General features: G+C 69.7%; 15 protein-coding genes and 1 riboswitch. Of the genes, 10 read left to right on the plus strand and 5 right to left on the minus strand.

From position 1 onward, the window contains the following. Positions 1-47 precede the first annotated feature (47 nt). From D3H34_RS09665 to D3H34_RS09710, 10 genes are all read left to right on the plus strand, one after another. Positions 48-269: a hypothetical protein gene (locus tag D3H34_RS09665; RefSeq protein ID WP_119553232.1), complete on the plus strand. Its 222-nt coding sequence runs from the start codon at positions 48-50 to the stop codon at positions 267-269. 81 nt (positions 270-350) lie between these two features. Continuing rightward, positions 351-638, plus strand: a riboswitch (cobalamin riboswitch). A gap of 140 nt (positions 639-778) precedes the next feature. After that, complete coding sequence (locus D3H34_RS09670; protein ID WP_119553233.1) at positions 779-2,977, plus strand: TonB-dependent receptor; 2,199 nt, start codon at positions 779-781, stop codon at positions 2,975-2,977. 7 nt (positions 2,978-2,984) lie between these two features. After that, positions 2,985-4,523 carry a PepSY domain-containing protein gene (locus D3H34_RS09675; RefSeq protein ID WP_119553234.1) on the plus strand — a complete coding sequence of 513 codons (1,539 nt, stop codon included), beginning with the start codon at positions 2,985-2,987 and terminating at the stop codon, positions 4,521-4,523. A gap of 73 nt (positions 4,524-4,596) precedes the next feature. Then, positions 4,597-5,274, plus strand: a complete 678-nt coding sequence (locus D3H34_RS09680) for an energy-coupling factor ABC transporter permease (protein WP_119553235.1) — start codon at positions 4,597-4,599, stop codon at positions 5,272-5,274. Between the two features lie 123 nt (positions 5,275-5,397). Then, positions 5,398-6,462: a cobalamin biosynthesis protein CobW gene (cobW, locus tag D3H34_RS09685; protein ID WP_119553236.1), complete on the plus strand. Its 1,065-nt coding sequence runs from the start codon at positions 5,398-5,400 to the stop codon at positions 6,460-6,462. Between the two features lie 19 nt (positions 6,463-6,481). Next, on the plus strand, positions 6,482-10,303 hold the full coding sequence (gene cobN, locus D3H34_RS09690; RefSeq protein ID WP_119553237.1) for a cobaltochelatase subunit CobN: 3,822 nt from the start codon (positions 6,482-6,484) through the stop codon (positions 10,301-10,303). Then, positions 10,300-11,358 (plus strand): magnesium chelatase ATPase subunit I, encoded by a 1,059-nt coding sequence (locus D3H34_RS09695; RefSeq protein ID WP_119553238.1) that lies wholly within the window; start codon positions 10,300-10,302, stop codon positions 11,356-11,358. The genes cobN and D3H34_RS09695 overlap by 4 nt, the downstream gene beginning before the upstream one ends. 80 nt (positions 11,359-11,438) lie before the next feature. Then, positions 11,439-11,993, plus strand: coding sequence for a vWA domain-containing protein (locus D3H34_RS09700; protein ID WP_119553239.1), 555 nt, complete (start codon positions 11,439-11,441; stop codon positions 11,991-11,993). A 129-nt stretch (positions 11,994-12,122) separates the two neighbouring features. Next, the gene (locus tag D3H34_RS09705; RefSeq protein ID WP_119553240.1) at positions 12,123-12,530 is read left to right on the plus strand and encodes a RidA family protein; all 408 of its coding nucleotides are present in this window, start codon (positions 12,123-12,125) and stop codon (positions 12,528-12,530) included. A gap of 78 nt (positions 12,531-12,608) precedes the next feature. Further along, positions 12,609-12,917, plus strand: coding sequence for a DUF1090 family protein (locus D3H34_RS09710; protein ID WP_286185583.1), 309 nt, complete (start codon positions 12,609-12,611; stop codon positions 12,915-12,917). 18 nt (positions 12,918-12,935) lie between these two features. On the opposite strand, the gene D3H34_RS09715 is transcribed toward D3H34_RS09710, so the two are convergent. The 5 genes from D3H34_RS09715 to D3H34_RS09735 are packed head-to-tail and all read right to left on the minus strand — an operon-like array spanning position 12,936 to position 17,269. Next, on the minus strand, positions 12,936-13,493 hold the full coding sequence (locus tag D3H34_RS09715; RefSeq protein ID WP_119553241.1) for an SET domain-containing protein: 558 nt from the start codon (positions 13,491-13,493) through the stop codon (positions 12,936-12,938). Beyond that, a complete protein-coding gene (locus D3H34_RS09720) occupies positions 13,490-14,347 on the minus strand; it encodes a GNAT family N-acetyltransferase (RefSeq protein ID WP_167481163.1) in 858 nt (285 codons plus the stop codon). Before D3H34_RS09720 ends, D3H34_RS09715 begins: the two co-directional genes overlap by 4 nt. 16 nt (positions 14,348-14,363) lie before the next feature. Continuing rightward, the gene (locus D3H34_RS09725) at positions 14,364-15,290 is read right to left on the minus strand and encodes an ABC transporter substrate-binding protein (RefSeq protein WP_119553243.1); all 927 of its coding nucleotides are present in this window, start codon (positions 15,288-15,290) and stop codon (positions 14,364-14,366) included. A 30-nt stretch (positions 15,291-15,320) separates the two neighbouring features. Continuing rightward, the gene (locus tag D3H34_RS09730) at positions 15,321-16,172 is read right to left on the minus strand and encodes a PA4780 family RIO1-like protein kinase (protein WP_119553244.1); all 852 of its coding nucleotides are present in this window, start codon (positions 16,170-16,172) and stop codon (positions 15,321-15,323) included. Next, positions 16,169-17,269, minus strand: a complete 1,101-nt coding sequence (locus D3H34_RS09735; RefSeq protein WP_119553245.1) for a GNAT family N-acetyltransferase — start codon at positions 17,267-17,269, stop codon at positions 16,169-16,171. Before D3H34_RS09735 ends, D3H34_RS09730 begins: the two co-directional genes overlap by 4 nt. Positions 17,270-17,331 lie beyond the last annotated feature (62 nt).

Here is a 17,331-nt window from a genome sequence, read left to right on the forward strand (position 1 = left end):
TTGCCCGTTCAAAGGCGGGTTCATTCCCTGTTTCACCTCTTACCGTCATGCCTTTACCCAGAGACATCGCACTCACCGTCCATGAACTGGAGGAGGGGGAGTTCTATTGGGTGCTCATGGAGGCCGTGGACGGCGCGCCCGGCGACATCACCCATGTGTACGCGCCGCTCGAGGCTGCGCACGAGCCCTACGCCACCTATTCGAACGCGCTGGTGGCGGGCGTGGCGGTGCTGCGGCGGCTCTTCGGACCCGACGGCAAGCCCGTCTGACACCGCCTGCAGGGGCGTCGCGGCAAGGCGCTCCCTATAATCCCGCCGGTTGGAAACATTGGTTCACACCGATGCCATCCAACACCCCACGGTTCGAAGGTGCCCTGCACGACCAGTCGCTGGACTGGCTGCGGGGTTAAACGGGAAGCAGGTGCGAGGCGTCGTCTCTTGATCGACGCCTCCATTCCTGCGCTGCCCCCGCAACGGTCAGCGGATTTCGACACCCTCACGCCCCTGCGTTTTTCTTGCAGGGCAGCCACTGCGCTTCGGCGTGGGAAGGCGAGGGTTTCGGCGCCGGGATGCATTCACTTGGTCTGCACCCCGACGCACTCCGCGAGCCCGGATACCGGCCTTCGCAACCGCCTTCGGACGTTGCGGGAGTGCGTGTCCGGGCCTGCCGTTTTCCCCACGCGTTCCTGGCGCGAAACGGCACCGCCCCGGTTCTCTTCTCCTTCGGCGTCCTCGATCGGTCAGGAGCCTGCGGGGACGCAGGCCGGAGGAGAAACCAGATGAATCAGGCATCGCCGCTGCGCGATCGCGCGGACCAGCCCCCGCAACGGGCACGACTTTCGAGTCTTTCGGGTCTTTCAGGTATTTCGTTGGGGCTCGGCCTCGCATGCGGGCCGACACTGGCCCTGGCCCAGTCCGGCGATGCGGCCGCCGGCCGCCCCAGCCTCGCCCCCGTGCAGGTCGAGGCCAGCCGCCACACGCCGCTGGCCATGGACGAGCCCACGCAGACCGGCAGCCGCCTCGGCCTCACGCCGCTCGAAACGCCGGCCAGCATCGAAGTGCTCACCGGCGACACCATCCGCGCGCGCGGCGATGTGTCGGTGGTCGAGGCCGCGAGTCGCGCCACCGGCATCACCGGCTCGCCCGCGCCGGGCAACGGCGGCTCGTCGCTGTCGGCGCGTGGTTTCAACGGCCACGGCTCGGTGATGCAGCTGTACGACGGCACGCGCCTGTACGTGGGCGCAGGCACCGTGACCTTCCCGTTCGATACCTGGTCGACGGACCGCATCGAAGTGCTGCGCGGCGCCGCTTCGGTGATGTTCGGCGAAGGCGCCATCGGCGGCGCGATCAACGTGGTGCCCAAGAAGCCCACGCGCGGCCCGATCCAGAACGAAGCGCTCGTGCGCGTGGGCTCCGACGCCACACGCCAGGTCGCCTTCGGCAGCGGCGGCGCAATCAACGACATGCTCTCGTACCGTTTCGACATCAGCCACCGCAAGACCGACGGCTTCATGCTGCGCGGCGAAGCCGAGAGCCTGGCGGTGGGCGCCGCGGTGCGGCTCGACGTGTCGCCGCAGCTGCAGTTCACGCTCTCGCACGACGAGGGCCGACAGACGCCGCAGCGCTACTTCGGCGTGCCGCTCATCAACGGCCGCGTGAGCAGCCTCAACCGCGAGCAGAACTACAACCTCGACGACGCCGAAGACAAGTACCGTGACCGCTGGACCCGCCTCGATGCGCAATGGACGCCCAACAGCGCCGTCACCGTGCGCAACCAGCTCTACCGCCTGGACAGCAAGCGCCACTGGCGCAACAGCGAAAGCTACACCTACAGCGCCACCACGAACCGCGTGACGCGCGGCGACTACCTGGAGATCGGCCACGACCAGGAGCAGATCGGCAACCGCACCGACGCGACCTTCAAGCACGCGCTGTTCGGCCTGAAGAACCAGGTGCTGGTGGGCTTCGACGTCAACCGCATCGACTTCCTCCATTCGAGCGACACGCCCTACGGCGGGCGTTCGGTGGTCGATGCTTTCGTCTTCAACCCGGGCTACTACGCCTCGCCCTCGGCCTACCTGCCGCGCTACAAGACGAAGACCAGCGCCTACTCGTTCTTCGCGGAAGACAAGCTGGCCTTCAACGAGCAATGGTCGGTGGTCGGCAGCCTGCGCTGGGACCGCGCGAAGATCGTGCGCACCGATCCGCAGAACCGCGCCCCGCGCCTGGACAAGACCTTCGAGTACGCCACCGGCCGCCTCGGCGTGGTCTATGCGCCCGATGCCGCGCAGTCGTTCTATGCGCAGGTGGCGCGCGCGGCCGATCCGCTCACCGGGCTCATCAGCACGTCGACCGCGCAGGTGCCGTTCGAGCTCAGCGTCGGCAAGCAGGTCGAGGTGGGCTACAAGCGCCAGCTGGCCGAAGGCCGGGGTGCCTGGAGCGTGGCCGCCTACCGCATCGAGAAGACCAAGCTGCTCTCGCGCGACGCGAACGACCCGACCATCACGCAGCAGATCGGCAAGCAGTCGTCCGAAGGCATCGAGGCCACGCTCGACCTCGCGCTGACTTCCACGCTGCGCCTCGAAGCCAACGCCGCGCGGCTGCGCGCGCGCTATGACGACTTCAACGAAGCGGTCGGCAAGTCGCTGATCTCGCGCGCGGGCAACACGCCGGCCGGCGTGCCCGAGGTGGCGGCCAACCTGTGGCTGCACTGGCGCTTCCAGCCGCAGTGGGAGGCCGAGTTCGGCGTGCGCCACGTCGGTGCGCGGCAGGTCGATGCGGCCAACACGCGGCAGATCGGTTCCTACACCGTGGCCGATGCAGGCGTGAGCTGGCAGGCGAACCCGTCGCTCAAGCTCGCGCTGCGCGCCTTCAACCTCGCGGACCGCAAGTACCCGGTCTCGTTCTCGAACGGCGGCAACCAGTGGCTGCTGGGCCGGCCACGCTCGTTCGAGCTGTCGGCATTCGTGACCTTCTGAGGACGTCATGACCTTCGCATGGCGCCGCGCCTGGCCGCGCATCCGACACGCCCTCTACTGGACGCACCGGTGGCTGGGCATCGGCGGCTGCCTGCTATTCGTCATGTGGTTCGTCTCGGGCGTGGTCATGATGTACGTGGGGTATCCGAACCTCACGGACGAGGAGCGGCTCGCGGGGCTCGGCCCGGTGCGTTTCGAGCAAGCGACGGTCACGCCGTCGGCCGCGCTCGATGCGCTGCCGCAGGCCGTGCGCGCGCAGCAGCCCAGGCGCATGGCGCTGGAGATGCAGGGCGGCGCCGATCCGCTGCCCGTGTGGCGCATCGTCGATGCGCGTGGTGGGCGGCATGCCGTGTCCGCGCGTGACGGCCGTGTGCTCGGGCCGGTCGATGCGTCGCAGGCCGAGGCCATCGCCCGCGGCTTCTCCGCACAGCCCGGCGCGCGTTGGGTGGAAACGCTGGAACGCGACCAGTGGACCGTGCCGCAAGGGCTGAACCCGCTGCGACCGTTGCACCGCATCGAAGTCGGCGACGCGGCGGGCACCGAGCTGTACGTGTCCTCGCGCACCGGCGAGGTGGTGCGCGACACCACGCGCAGCGAGCGCTTCTGGAACTGGCTGGGCGCGGTGCCGCACTGGATCTACTTCACGCCGCTGCGCGCCGATCCGCCGCTGTGGCACGACGTGGTCGTGTGGTTGTCGGCCGCCTGCATCGTCTCGGCCGTGACGGGCATCGTCATCGGCATCCTGCGCATCCGGCTGCGGCGGCGCTTTCGCAACGGCGCGGTCACGCCGTACACGGGCTGGATGGCCTGGCACCACATCGCGGGGCTGATCGGCGGCTTCTTCGTGCTGACCTGGATCGTGAGCGGCTGGCTCTCGATGAACCCCAACGGCTGGTTCCAGCGCGCACCGGCCGATGCGGCCGCGATGGCGCGCTACACCGGTGCTGGCGCGTCGCCGTTCCCTTGGCCGCCGACTGTATTGCCGGCAGGCGAGGACACCGCCGCGCCGCGCGAGGCACTGCTGATATGGTTCGACGGCAAACCCTTGCTGCAACTGCGCGACGCGCAGGCTCGCGGGCGTGTGATCGATGCGGCCACCGGCGCGCCCGCATCGATCTCTCGCGACGACATCGTGCACGCCGCCGCGCGGTTGCGCCCCGGCGCCGCCATCATGCAGGCTACGCTGCAGACGCGCGAGGACTTCCACTGGTACGGCCACCACCGCACGCGCGTGCTGCCCGTGTGGCGGCTCGAATTCGACGATGCCGCGCGCAGCTGGCTCTACATCGATCCGGCCAGCGGCCAGGTGGCCGGCGGCAACGACCGCAATGCGCGGCTGCGACGCTGGCTCTTCAATGCGGCGCACAGCCTCGACTTTCCCTGGCTCATCCAGTACCGACCGGCCTGGGATCTCGTGGTGTGGTGCCTGTCGATCATCGGCGCCGTCGCTTCGGCGAGCGGCGTGGTGATCGGCTGGCGGCGGTTGCGGCGCAAGCCGAAGCCGTCGCCTGTTCAGCGGGGGCTGCAAGGCTCCCGGGTTTCATGACGGGGACTTGCGCAAGCCGGTCCATCCCCCAACAATCAACTTTCGCACTTCGGTGCAATTCAGGAGGTGCGCGATGCACATCGAACCCGGTCTCGTCGACGGATCCAAGATCTTCCTCAGCTATGCCACGGGGGCAGCCGCGCTGGCCTACACGGGCAAGCTCGCCTTCGACACCTTGCTGAAGGACGGCCCCGTCGGCCTCCTGCTGCGTTCGGTCTTCACCGTGATGCTCGTGTTCTGCTTCTTCGAGGTGTTCCCGCACCATCCCGTGGGCGTGTCCGAGGTGCACCTGATCCTGGGCACCACGCTGATGCTCCTCTTCGGGCTCGCGCCCGCGGCCATCGGCCTGGCCGGCGGCCTGCTCATTCAGAGCCTGTTCTTCGCACCGCCCGACCTGCCGCAGTACGGCATGAACGTCACGACCTTGCTCGTGCCGCTGTTCGCCACGGCCGCGCTGGCACGCCGCATCATTCCCGCGAACATGGCCTATGTGGACATCAGCTACCAGCAGGCCTTCAAGCTGTCCGTGGCCTACCAGGGCGGCATCGTGGTCTGGGTCGGCTTCTGGGCGCTCTACGGCCGCGGTACGGGGCTCGAAAACCTGGGCCAGATCGCCAGCTTCGGCGCCGCCTACATGACCGTCGTGCTGGTCGAGCCGCTGGTCGACCTGGGCGTGCTGGCTGCCGCCAAGGCATGGCGCCGCCTGCAGGGCACGGCCCTGGTCGAGCGCCGCCTGTACAGCGCGACCTGATTCGCGCCAGCCGCCCCCTTCCTGTCCTGTTGAAGAGGGCGAGCCTCTCGCCGGCGCGTGCGCAACGCACGCGCCGGACGCTTGATTCCCTGAGCGCCGTCGGCGCCTGAAAGCATCCATTCCATGACACAAAGCAACGCCAAGATTCCCGTCACCATCGTCACGGGCTTCCTCGGCAGCGGCAAGACCACGCTGCTGCGCCACATCCTCGGCAATGCCGAGGGCCGCCGCATCGCGGTGGTGGTCAACGAGTTCGGCGAACTCGGCATCGACGGCGACATCCTGCGCGGTTGCGGCATCGGCTGCGACGACGAGGGCAACGAGCGCGAAGGCGCGCTCTACGAACTCGCAAACGGCTGCGTCTGCTGCACGGTGCAGGAAGAGTTCCTGCCCGTGATGCTGCAACTGGCCGAGCGGCGCGACCAGCTCGACGCCGTGCTCATCGAGACCTCGGGCCTCGCATTGCCCAAGCCGCTGGTGCAGGCCTTTCAGTGGCCGGACATCGCGAACATCTTCACCGTCGATTCGGTTGTCACGGTGGTCGACGGCCCCGCCGCCGCGTCGGGCCAGTTCGCGGCGAACCCCGCGCAGGTCGACGTGCAGCGCCGCGCCGATCCCAACCTCGACCATGAATCGCCGCTGCATGAGTTGTTCGAAGACCAGCTCTCGGCCGCCGACCTCGTGGTGCTCAACAAGACCGACCTCATGGACGCCGCTGCGCGCGCACAGGTCGAGGCGCTGGTGCGCGAAGAGCTGCCACCCGAGGTGAAGATCGTCGGCGCCACCGAAGGCAAGCTGCCGCTCGCGCTGCTGCTGGGCCAGGGCCGCGCTGCCGAAAGCACCATCCACTTGCGCGAGAGCCACCACGACCACGAGGAAGACCACGACCACGACGAGTTCGATTCGCTCGTGATCGAGCTGCCGCCTGTGGACCGGGACAGTCTCATCGCCGTGCTGAGCGGGCTGGTCGAGCAGCACACCATCTACCGCGTGAAGGGCTTCGTCGCCGTGCCGCACAAGCCGATGCGTCTGCTGGTGCAGGGCGTGGGCCGCCGCTTCGACCATCACTTCGATCGCCGCTGGCGCGACGGCGAGGCGCAGCGTACGCGCCTGGTGTTCATCGGCGAGGACCTCGACGAGGCCGCGCTGCGCAAGGCGCTCGACGAGGTGAACACGGTCGCCGCCTGACCGTTGAGCGTCTGACCGCATGCACCTGCTGAGCACCCAGCCCGGACGCTTCGTCGAAGACGATCCGAGCGTCGTCACCCGGCTCGACCAGACGCCGGGCGACATCGTGGTGCTCAGCTCGGCCGACACCACGCTCGCGCTGCTCGCCGCCGCGCGCACGGCGCTGGCGGCCACCGATCCCGGCTACCCCTCGCTGCGGCTGGCCAACCTCATGCACCTGCGCCAGCCGGCCTCGCTCGACCTGTACGTCGACGAGGTGCTGCGGCATGCGCGCGTGGTGGTGGTCGATCACCTGGGGGCCGAATCGGCCTGGGCCTACGGGCTGCAGCAGCTCGAGAAGCTCGCGAAGCGCCAGGGCCAGCAGCTCGCGATGTTCTCGGGCGACCTGCAGGAGGACGAAGACTTGCTCGCACGCGGCACCGTGCCGCGCGGCGTGAGCCGGCAGCTGTGGCAGTACCTTCGCTCGGGTGGTGCGGGCAACGCGGCGCAGTTCCTGCGCGCGGTGGCCTTCCACGGGCTGGGCCATGGCGAGGCGCCGTTGCCGCCGCGCAGCCTGCCCCAGGTGGCGCTGCATGTGCCCTCGACCCTGGGGGGCATGCACGCCACGCACACGGTCGCCGGCATCGACGACCTGCGCGCCGGCTGGCACGCGGACGCGCCCGTGGTGGCGCTGGTGTTCTACCGCTCGCACCTGCTGTCGGGCAACACAGAGGCCTTCGACGCGTTGGCCGCCGCGCTGCATGCGCAAGGCCTGAACCCGTTGCCCGTGGCGCTCGATTCGCTGAAAGACCCGCTGTGCCTGTCCGCATTGTGCGCGCTGTGCAGCGAGCACGACGTTCAGCTCGTGCTCAACACCACCGCTTTCGCCGCATTGGGGCAAGGCGCATCCCATGAGGATGGCGAGCCCAAGGCGCTGGCCGGCGACGCACCGGTGCTGCAGGTGATCGTGAGCGGCGGCAACCGCGAGGACTGGCTGGCCGACAGCCAGGGCCTGCGCCCGCGCGACATCGCCATGCAGATCGCGCTGCCCGAGATGGACGGGCGCATCGTCACGCGCGCCGTGAGCTTCAAGGGACTGTCGCACCGCTGCGAACTCACGCAGACCGAGGTGGTCGGCTACCGGCCCGAGCCCGACCGCATCGCCTTCGTGGCCGAACTCGCGCGCCGCTGGTGCCGGCTGCGCCGCCTGCGCGCCGAAGACAAGCGCATCGCGCTGATCCTCGCGAACTATCCCGGCAGCGAAGGCCGCATCGGCAGCGGCGTGGGGTTGGACACGCCGGCCTCGGTGCTGGCCATCCTGCGCACGATGCAGAGCGAGGGCTACACGCTCGACGCGCTGCCCGCTGACGGCGATGCGCTCATGTACACGCTGCAGGAAGGCATCGCCAACGATCCCGCGCAATGGGCCGCGCGCCCTGCGTGGCAGAGCTACGCGCTCGCCGACTACCGCACCCGTCTCGCGGCGCTGCCTGAGGGCATGGCCGCCGCCATCGATGCGCAGTGGGGCCCGCCCGAGCACGATCCGATGCTGCGTCAAGGTCGCTTCATGATCGCCGGCCTGCGGCTGGGCCGCGTGTTCGTCGGCATCCAGCCTGCACGGGCGCTAGGTCCGCTGGGCCTGGCCGACTACGCGAGCTACCACGATGCCGAACTGGTGCCGCCGCACAGCTACCTCGCCTTCTATTTCTGGCTGCGCGATGTGTTCGCCATCGATGCGGTCGTCCACGTGGGTAAGCACGGCAACCTCGAATGGCTGCCCGGCAAGAGCCTTGCGCTCGCGGCCACCTGCTGGCCCGATGCCATCCTCGGGCCGTTGCCCAACGTCTATCCCTTCATCGTCAACGACCCCGGCGAGGGTGCGCAGGCCAAGCGCCGCACGCAGGCCGTGATCGTCGACCACCTGATGCCGCCGCTCACGCGCGCGGAGAACCATGGCCCGCTGCAGGACCTGGAACGGCAGGTCGACGAGTATTACGACGCCTTGCTCGTCGATGCGCGCCGCGCCAAGGTGCTGCGCGCGCAGATCCTCGCGACCGTGCGCGCGCAGCACCTGGTCGAGGAACTTGGGCTGCCGGGCGCTGAAGACGATGCGTTGCTGGCGCGTGTCGATGCGTACCTGTGCGAGCTGAAAGAGACCCAGATCCGCGACGGCCTGCATGTGTTCGGCGACTCGCCGCGCGAACGGCTTCGGCGCGACACGCTGCTCGCGCTCGCGCGCTACCCGGCGGGCGATGGCGTGGGCGAGAACGCCGGGTTGCTCGGCGCGCTCACGGCCGACCTGCTGCCCGGCGAGGCCTTCGACCCGCTCGACATCGACGCGGCACGCCCCTGGCAGGGCGCGCGGCCCGCGTTGCTGGCGGCTGTGAGCGACGAGGCGTGGCGGCACCAGGGCGACACGCGCGAGCGGCTGGAACTGCTCGCCCAGCAGCTGCTCGAAGCGGACGCCTGCCCGCCCGGACTGCTGCACACTGCCGCCGTGATGGGGCGCATCGCGCAGCGCCTCGCGCCCGCGCTCGATGCGTGCGGCGGGGAGGAACTGCGGCAGCTGTCGCGCGCGCTGCAAGGCCGCTTCGTGCCACCGGGCCCGAGCGGATCACCCTCGCGCGGCAGGCCCGACGTGCTGCCGACCGGGCGCAACTTCTACGCAGTCGACACGCGCGCCATCCCGACGCCCACGGCCTGGATGCTCGGCCTCAAGTCTGCCGCGCAGCTGGTCGAACGCCACCTGCAGGAGCACGGCGACTACCCGGTCGCGCTGGGCCTGTCGGTCTGGGGCACGGCCACCATGCGCACGGGCGGCGACGACCTGGCACAGGCTTTCGCGCTCATCGGCGTGCGGCCCAGGTGGGCGCCGGGCAGCCAGCGGGTGGTCGATTTCGAGGTGCTGCCCACGGTGGGCCTCGGGCGTCCGCGGATCGATGTCACGCTGCGCATCTCGGGCTTCTTCCGCGATGCCTTCCCCAATGCCGTGCAGATGTTCGACGCGGCCGTACAGGCCGTGGCCGCGCAGGAAGACGAAGACGCCGAGCGCAACCCCATCCGCGCACGCATCCTGCGCGAAGCCGCCGCGCTCGAAGCGCAGGGCGCGTCGCCCGACGATGCGCGCACGCAGGCCGGCTGGCGCGTGTTCGGTTCCGCGCCGGGCAGCTACGGCTCGGGGCTGCAGCCGCTGTTCGACCACGGCGACTGGCAGACCGACGACGACCTGTCGAAGGCCTACGTCGGCGGCAGCGCCCACGCCTATGGGCAGGGCAGCGACGGCGTGCCCGCGGGCGATGCGCTGGTGCGCCGGTTGCGCGCGATGAACGTCGTGCTGCAGAACCAGGACAGCCGCGAGCACGACCTGCTCGACTCGAACGACTACTACCAGTTCCAGGGCGGCATGGCCGCCGCCGTGCGCCACCTCAGCGGGCAGCAGCCCGCGATGTACCACGGCGACCACGGCAACCCGCAGGCACCGCGCGTGCGCACGCTGAAGGAAGAAATCAGCCGCGTGATCCGCGCGCGCGTGGTCAACCCGAAGTGGATCGACGGCGTGAAGCGCCACGGCTACAAGGGCGCCTTCGAGATGGCCGCGACCGTCGACTACCTCTTCGGCTTCGACGCCACCGCGCGCGTGGTGGGCGACCACCAGTACGCGATGGTGGCCGACGCCTACGTGCTCGACGACGCCACCCGCGAGTTCGTGAACGCGCACAATCCGCGCGCGCTGCAGGACATGCTCAACCGCCTGCTCGAAGCCATGCAGCGCGGCCTCTGGCAGTCGCCCGGCGACTACAAGAACCAATTGGAAAACCTGCTGCTCGACCACGAGCAGCAGACAGAAGGAAGTTCCCGATGACCACTGCCGCCCCGATGCCGGTGCCGTTCCCCTTTGCCGCGATTGCCGGCCAGCCGCAGCTGCGCCAGGCGCTGCTGCTGTCGGCGGTCGATCCCGCGCTGGGCGGCGTGCTCATCGAAGGCCCGCGCGGCACCGCCAAGACCACGGCCGCACGCGCGCTCGCCGAGCTGCTGCCGGGCGCGCCCTTCGTCACGCTGCCGCTGGGCGCGAGCCTCGAAAGCCTCGTGGGCACGCTCGACCTCGGACAGGCGCTGGCCGGTCACGAACTCCAATTTGCGCCGGGCCTGCTGGCGCGCGCGCACGGCGGTGTGCTGTACGTCGACGAAATCAACCTTTTGCCCGACGCGCTGATCGACTCGCTGCTTGACGCGGCGGCCAGCGGTGTCAACGTGGTGGAGCGCGACGGCATCTCGCATCGGCATGCCGCGCGCTTCGTGCTGGTGGGCACGATGAACCCGGAAGAGGGCACGCTGCGCCCGCAGCTGCTCGATCGCTTCGGCCTGTGCGTGCGGCTGCGCAACCTGCAGGACGCGGCCGAGCGCCAGGCCATCGTGCGCGCGCGATTGGCCTTCGATGCCGATCCGCAGGGCTTTCGCGCGGCACATGCGCAGGAAGAAGCCGAACTCGCGGCCGCACTGGTGTGGGCGCGAGAGCGGGTGGCGGATCGCGCGGCGCTGCCCTATGGCGATGAGGTGCACGAAGCCGTCGGCGCGCTGTGCATCGCGGCTGGCGTGGATGGGCTGCGCGCCGACCTCGTGATGCTGCGCTCGGCGCGCGCGCTCGCGGCATGGGAAGGTGCGGCATCGATCACCGACGACCACGTGCAGCGCGTCGCCGAGGCGGTGCTGCTGCATCGACGCCATCCGGCGACCGAAGCGGCCGTCGCACCGCCAATGGAATCGCCCGCTCCTCGCCGTAACCCCGGCGACGTGCCCGCGCGGGCGGCCGGTGACGGCGACTGGGGCGCCATGCCGCCCGAACCCGTCGGCATCGAGCGCGTGAAGCCGCTGCGCCCGCTGATTCCCGCACAGCAGGTCGCCCCAAAAAAAGCCTGAGCCTCCGGGACGCCGCACCCGCTGGCGCACGCCAGGGTGACCGGAGGCAGGGCACGCAAAGGGACGCATGGCATGGCGGCATGGCCGGCACAGCCTTCGACTGGCCGCGCACGCTCGTAGCCCGAGGTGCGGATCGGCTGCGCGCCGCGCACCTGCGCCATCGCCCGCAGGAGGCGCGCAGTGGGGCGCTGCACTGCTTCCTGCTCGACTGCTCCGCCTCGATGCGCCAAGGCGGCCAGCTCGCGCGCGCCAAGGGCCTGCTGCTCGCACTGATGCAGGAGGCTTACCAGCGGCGCGACCACGTGGCGCTGCTGTGCTTTGCCGGCGACGTGGTCGAACTGCGCCTGCCGCCGCGCCGCGCGAGTGCCTGGAACGACGACTGGGTCGCACCCATCGCCGCAGGTGGCGGCACGCCGCTGGCGCTGGGCGTGCTGCGCGCGCAGCAATTGCTGGCAAAGCACGAGACCCGCCAGCGCTGGCTGTGGCTGCTCACGGACGGCCGCAGCAACGAAAGCCCCGAACGCCCCGGCGCGGCGGACGTCGTGTGCGTGATGGACTTCGAGCGCGCCCGCACACCGCTGCACCGGGCCCGGCAGCTGGCCGCGCGATGGGATGCGCGCTACCTGACAGCCTGAATCACAGGATCGTCGGGCGCGCCTCGGCGTTCATCGATTGACGCGGGGCGCGCAGGGACATCCGCTGCGCCGCATGTCCGTGCAGGCGCCTCCTTCGATACTGCCGCGCTCTCATCGAAAGGAAGCCGCATGTCCCTCACTCCCCGCCGCGTGGTGCGCGAAGGCGCGTTCAAGAACATCATTGCCGACGGTGTGCAGGTCGGCGACACCATCTACCTCTCGGGCCAGGTGAGCGTGGACGGCGAGGGCCGCACCCTCGGCGCCAGCGACATCGCGGTGCAGGTACGGCAGGCCTACGCCAACGTGCGCAGCGTGCTCGCATCCTTCGGCGCCTCGATGGCCGATATCGTGGACGAAACCCTGTTCGTGACCGACATCGACGGCTTCCTCGGCCAGGCCGATGCGCTGTTCGCCCTGCGCGCCGAAATGTTCGGCGGCGACCCGCAGGTTTCGCAGACACTGGTGCAGGTGGCCCGGCTCGGCAGCCCGGACTGGCTGATCGAGATCAAGTGCATCGCTAGAACGTCTGCGGCCTGAAGGGCTGAAGGCCTTTTCCTGGGGGGAGTTCGGGTACCGTACGGCATGCGTCCGATACCCCGTCTCCTGGCCCTTGCGTTGACCCTGGCCATGCCTGCCGCCTTTGCCCAAACCGAGCCGTCGGCGCAGCCGTTGAACGCCGAAAGCTGCAAGGCGCAGGAAGCGGTGCTGGAACGCGACATGGCCCTGGCCCGTTCCCGCGGCCAGATGCTGCGCCGCCGTGAACTGGCCGACACCTTGAGTGCACTGCAGCTGCGTTGTCAGGCGCTGGCGCCGTTGAGCCGCGAAGCGCGCATCGAAAAGCTGGAGCAGGAGATCCGTACGCTGCGCACCGAACTCGAACGTGCGGAAGCGCAACTGCGCAGCGTGAAGAGCGAGTCGCCCTGAATCTTGGCGACGGCTACGTCACCAGGGCAGTTCGCTGAGTTGCCTGCGCGGGTCTGAAGCCGCCGGCGCCGCATCGGCCGCTGTGGCGGGCTCGTCTTTCTCGGTCACTGGCTCCACCGGCGCCAGCATCGTCCCCCGGCAGTTCGGCGAGCCGCAATGGCAGGGGTACTTCGATGGCGGCGAGCCGTCGTCCGCCGTCAGCGAATAGTCGATGAACAGTTCGTCGCCGGCTTCCACCGCTTCCATCGTCTGGAACCGCAGCACCATCTCGCCGGCCTCGTCGTATTCCTCGACCGCTTCGCAGTTCGGCTCGCAGGAATGGTTCAGGTGGCGCGTGGCGTTGCCACCCTTGGCGCCGTCGATGGTCTCGCCGTTGGTCAGCGTGAACAGGTAGGTGAGCTGGTCGTCCCAGAGCTTGGTGGCGATCTCTTGTTTCGTGTAGCGACGGCCTTCGTACAGGCCGAGGAAGGCTTCGGACGGCAGGTCGCGCGTGGCGAAGGCGCCCAGGCCGTGCACGCCGCTGGGGCCCACGCGGATGAAAGGCGTGGACGAGGTTCGCTGCTTGTGGGACTTCATGGACGGGAGGAGGGCGATGCTGCTGGAGGGATGAACGGGAGTGTCGCTGTCATCTCGATCTGGCGTATGACAACGGCGGCGCCGCGCGCGGTCAGGGCGCGGTGCATCGGGCTGCCCACGGGCTCGTCGACCAGCCGCCAGCGCGCGCCGGGGCGCGCCTGTGCGAGCGCGTCGAGCAGTGCGTGGGCCGAGGGCTCATCGAGCGCGGCGGCGTCGAGGAGCGTGTTCAGGGGCAAAGCTGTGGGCAAGAGGATGGCGTAGCCGTTCGTTGCGGCGCCGAGTGCGACGGCGCCGTCGTGTGCCAGTGCGCCTTGCACGGTTGGCCACTCGCGGCGCCAGGTGGGGCGCGAGATGGCCGAGCAGGCTGCATGGACGGCCGCGAGCGTGTCGGTGTCAGGCATTGAAGCCGTTGCATCGGCGCGAGGCTCGAAGCTGCCTTCGAGCACCTCGAGCATGCGGCCTTCGACGAAGCCTGCCTGCGCGTAGAGCTGTCGCGCCGGGTTCTGTTCGATAACTTCGAGCTGCACTTGCGAGAGACCCGCCGCGGAGAGGGTGAGCAGCTGTGCATCGATGAGCTGTTTGGCCAGCCCCCGGCGGCGTTGCGCACTGGCAATACCGAAGCCCGCGAGGTACGCACGCGGCCCACGCCGACCGACGAGCGAAAGCCCGCAGGCGTCGCCGCTGACGACGATCGCGCGCGAGAGCGCAAGATCGGCCTCGGCGCGTCGCACATGCCGCTCGAACATTGCGCGGTCGAATGCGACCGGCACGAAATAGTCTTCGTAGGCGCGGTTCCAGAGGGCGGTGAGTTCGTCGGTGCCGAAGCTGGCGGCGGGAACGATGTCGAAGTTCATGAGGAGGCCGTGTCTTTCAGTTGCGCGGCGCATCCAGCGACGCGAGGCAATTCACGATGGCATCGGCCGCCTCGTCGAGCCGGGGGCCGGGGCGCATCATCAGGTCGAAGCGCGCCGAGGCAAAGCTGCAGACGCGCCCGCGCTGGATGGCCGACATCGCCGACCAGCCGGGCCGCGTCGCCATGGCCGAGATTTCGCCGAGGGCCGACACCATCAGCACGTCGGGGTTGGCGCGCACCACGAACTCGGGGTTCATCCGGGGAAAGGGGCCGAGCGAGCCCGACACCGCGTTGGCCAGGCCCAGGCGCGCCAGGGTCTCGCCGATGAAGGAGCTTTCGCTCGCGGCCGCGACACCGCCATGCACCTCGAAGTACACGCGCCGCCCCTGCCAGTTCAGCGGCACGCGGGCGCGGGCCGCGTTCAGCCGGGCATCGAGCGTGCGCCAGAAGGCCTCGCCCGCGCCCGGTCGGCCGGTGGCACGGGCCACGGTTTCCATCACGCGGCGCATGTCGGCATGGGTCTTGGCGTCCAGCGCGAGCACCTTGATGCCCAGTCGCTCCAGCGCCTCGGCGGCGCGGCTGCGCGGGCGCAGCAGCACGAGGTCGGGCTTGAGCGCGACGATGCGCTCGATGTTCGCGTCGTCCATGCCGCCCACCTGCGGCAGGCCTTTCACCGCCGCTGGCCAGTTGGCATGGCGGTCGATGCCCACCAGCCGGTCGCAGGCATCGAGCGCGCAGACGGTCTCGGTGAGCGAGGGCATCAGCGAGACGATGCGTTTGGCGGGTGCCGGCAGTTCCAGCACGCGGCCGCGGTCGTCTTCCAGGCGGATGGTGCCCGCATGGGCTGCTGGACCGAGGCCCAGCGCCACGAAGGCCGCGGCCCGGGCAATGTGGCGGGCGGCGGTGGCGAAGGGCGGGCGCTGGGGCAGGGCGTTGGAAGTCATCGGGGCGCGGAACGGAACGGGGGCAGCCCGCTATTGTCGTGGCGTCTGCATCCGCAGCCGGCGCGCCGCTTCTTCGGACCTCGCATCGTCCACTTCGCGCAGCACGGCGCGCACATCGACCGGGCCGGTGTCGCGCACGAAGCGGCCGGTCAGTTCCGTCTCGGGACGCAGCAGGCCGCGCTCGTAGAGGTGCCAGATCTCGTCGCCGTAGTGCGTGCGCAGCAGCCCGGGCGCGAACTGGCCGAAGAAGTTGCGCAGGTTCTCCACGTCGCGCAGCAGCATGCGCTGCGCGTGGTTGTTGCCCGCTGCGTCCACGGCTTGCGGCAGGTCGATGATGACCGGGCCGTCTTCGGCCAGCAGCACGTTGAACTCCGACAGGTCGCCGTGCACCACGCCCGCGCAGAGCATGCGCTTCACTTCCTGGAGCAGGCTCGCGTGGTGGCGCAGCGCGTCGTCGGGCGAGAAGGCCACGTCGTTCAGGCGCGGGGCGGCGTCGCCGTGGGCGTCGGTCACCAGATCCATCAGCAGCACGCCGTCGAGAAAGTTGTGCGGCGTGGGCACCCGCACGCCGGCCGCGGCCAAGCGGTAGAGCGCATCGACCTCGGCGCTTTGCCAGATGGCCTCGCTCACCTGGCGGCCGAAGCGCGTGCCCTTGGCCATGGCGCGCGCCTCGCGCGAGTTCTTGACGCGGCGGTTCTCGGTGTAGTCGACCGCTTGGCGGAAGCTGCGTTTGTCGGCTTCCTTGTAGACCTTGGCGCAGCGCGTCTCGTCGCCGCAGCGCACGACGTAGACCATGGCTTCCTTGCCGCTCATGAGCTGGCGCACGACGCTGTCGACCAGGCCTTCGTCGACCAGCCCTTGCAGTCTCTGCGGTGTCTTCATGCGCGCACCTCCGTCGAAGCTGCGCCGGCGCGCGCCGCGAGAAACGCCCGCAGCGCCTGTGTGCCGATCTGGTAGATCGCATCGTGCTTGTGCGGGGCGTAGCCGAGCTGGCGGTTGATGGCGAGCATGGGCGCGTTGACCTGCGCGTTGTGCGTGACGGCCATCACGGCTTCGGGGTGGCGCTCGCGCACCAGGTCGAGCATGACCGCCTTCACGCCCTTGGCCAGGCCCTTGCCGCGCCAGCGCGGCGCCACCGCCGTGAGGCGCTGGAACATGCGGTCGGGGTACAGCGCGTTCCAGCTGGCGTCGCACACGGCGGCCACGGTGTCGCCGTCGAGCAGCAGCACCAGGAAGTGCTCGCCGCCGCGGCGGTCGATCTCGGCGTACCAGGCGTGGAAGTCTTCCAGTTCGAAGCGCATGGGCGCGCGTTCGAGCGCAGTGGTGGGCGCGTCTTCGAGCAGCGCGGACAGCGGGGCCATCAGCGTGGCCAGCCGTTCGAAGGGCACGCGGCCTGCGTGGATTTCCAGGCGCAGCCCGCGTGCGGGCGCGAGGGCATCGGCGCGCCAGCGGGCGAGCGCGGCCTCGTCGAGGCCGGCGAAGACCATGCGGTTCTCGATGCTGCGGTGCTTCTCGGCCGCGCCAATGGCCGCGAGAAACGCCAGCCCTTCCGGCAGGTGGGCCTTGAAGGTCGCGGTGGTCTTTCCCTGCGCCTCCATCAGCACGAGCAGCTGTTGCATCAAGATGCTGGCCGCGCCCTGGCGCCGGTGGGATTGCAACACGCCGCCCCACACGTCGACGAAGGGCGCGTGGGCCGCGTGGTCGGGCGAGCCTTCGCGGCGCACGCCCATGTTGACGCTGCCGACGATGCGGCCCTGCGCATTGCGCACGAAGGTGCGGTGCACCACATGCAGCGGCGTGTGCTGGCGCACGTTCTGCTCGGTGTGGGCGTCCTCGGGCTGCGGCTCGCCCGGAAAGTCTTCGTCGTGGCGCTGGCGCCAATAGGCGAGGGCCTGCGCCCACTCTTCAGCGGATGCCTGCTGCGGATCGAAAGGAGAAGTCACGAACTGCCGCGCATCGGCGGCACGGGTTTCAAGCATGGTGGGCCTTGATTCGAAAAGGGAACGAACCGCACGCGGCACTCGGGTGCCGGCATGGCGTT

The organism is Acidovorax cavernicola (genome assembly GCF_003581445.1).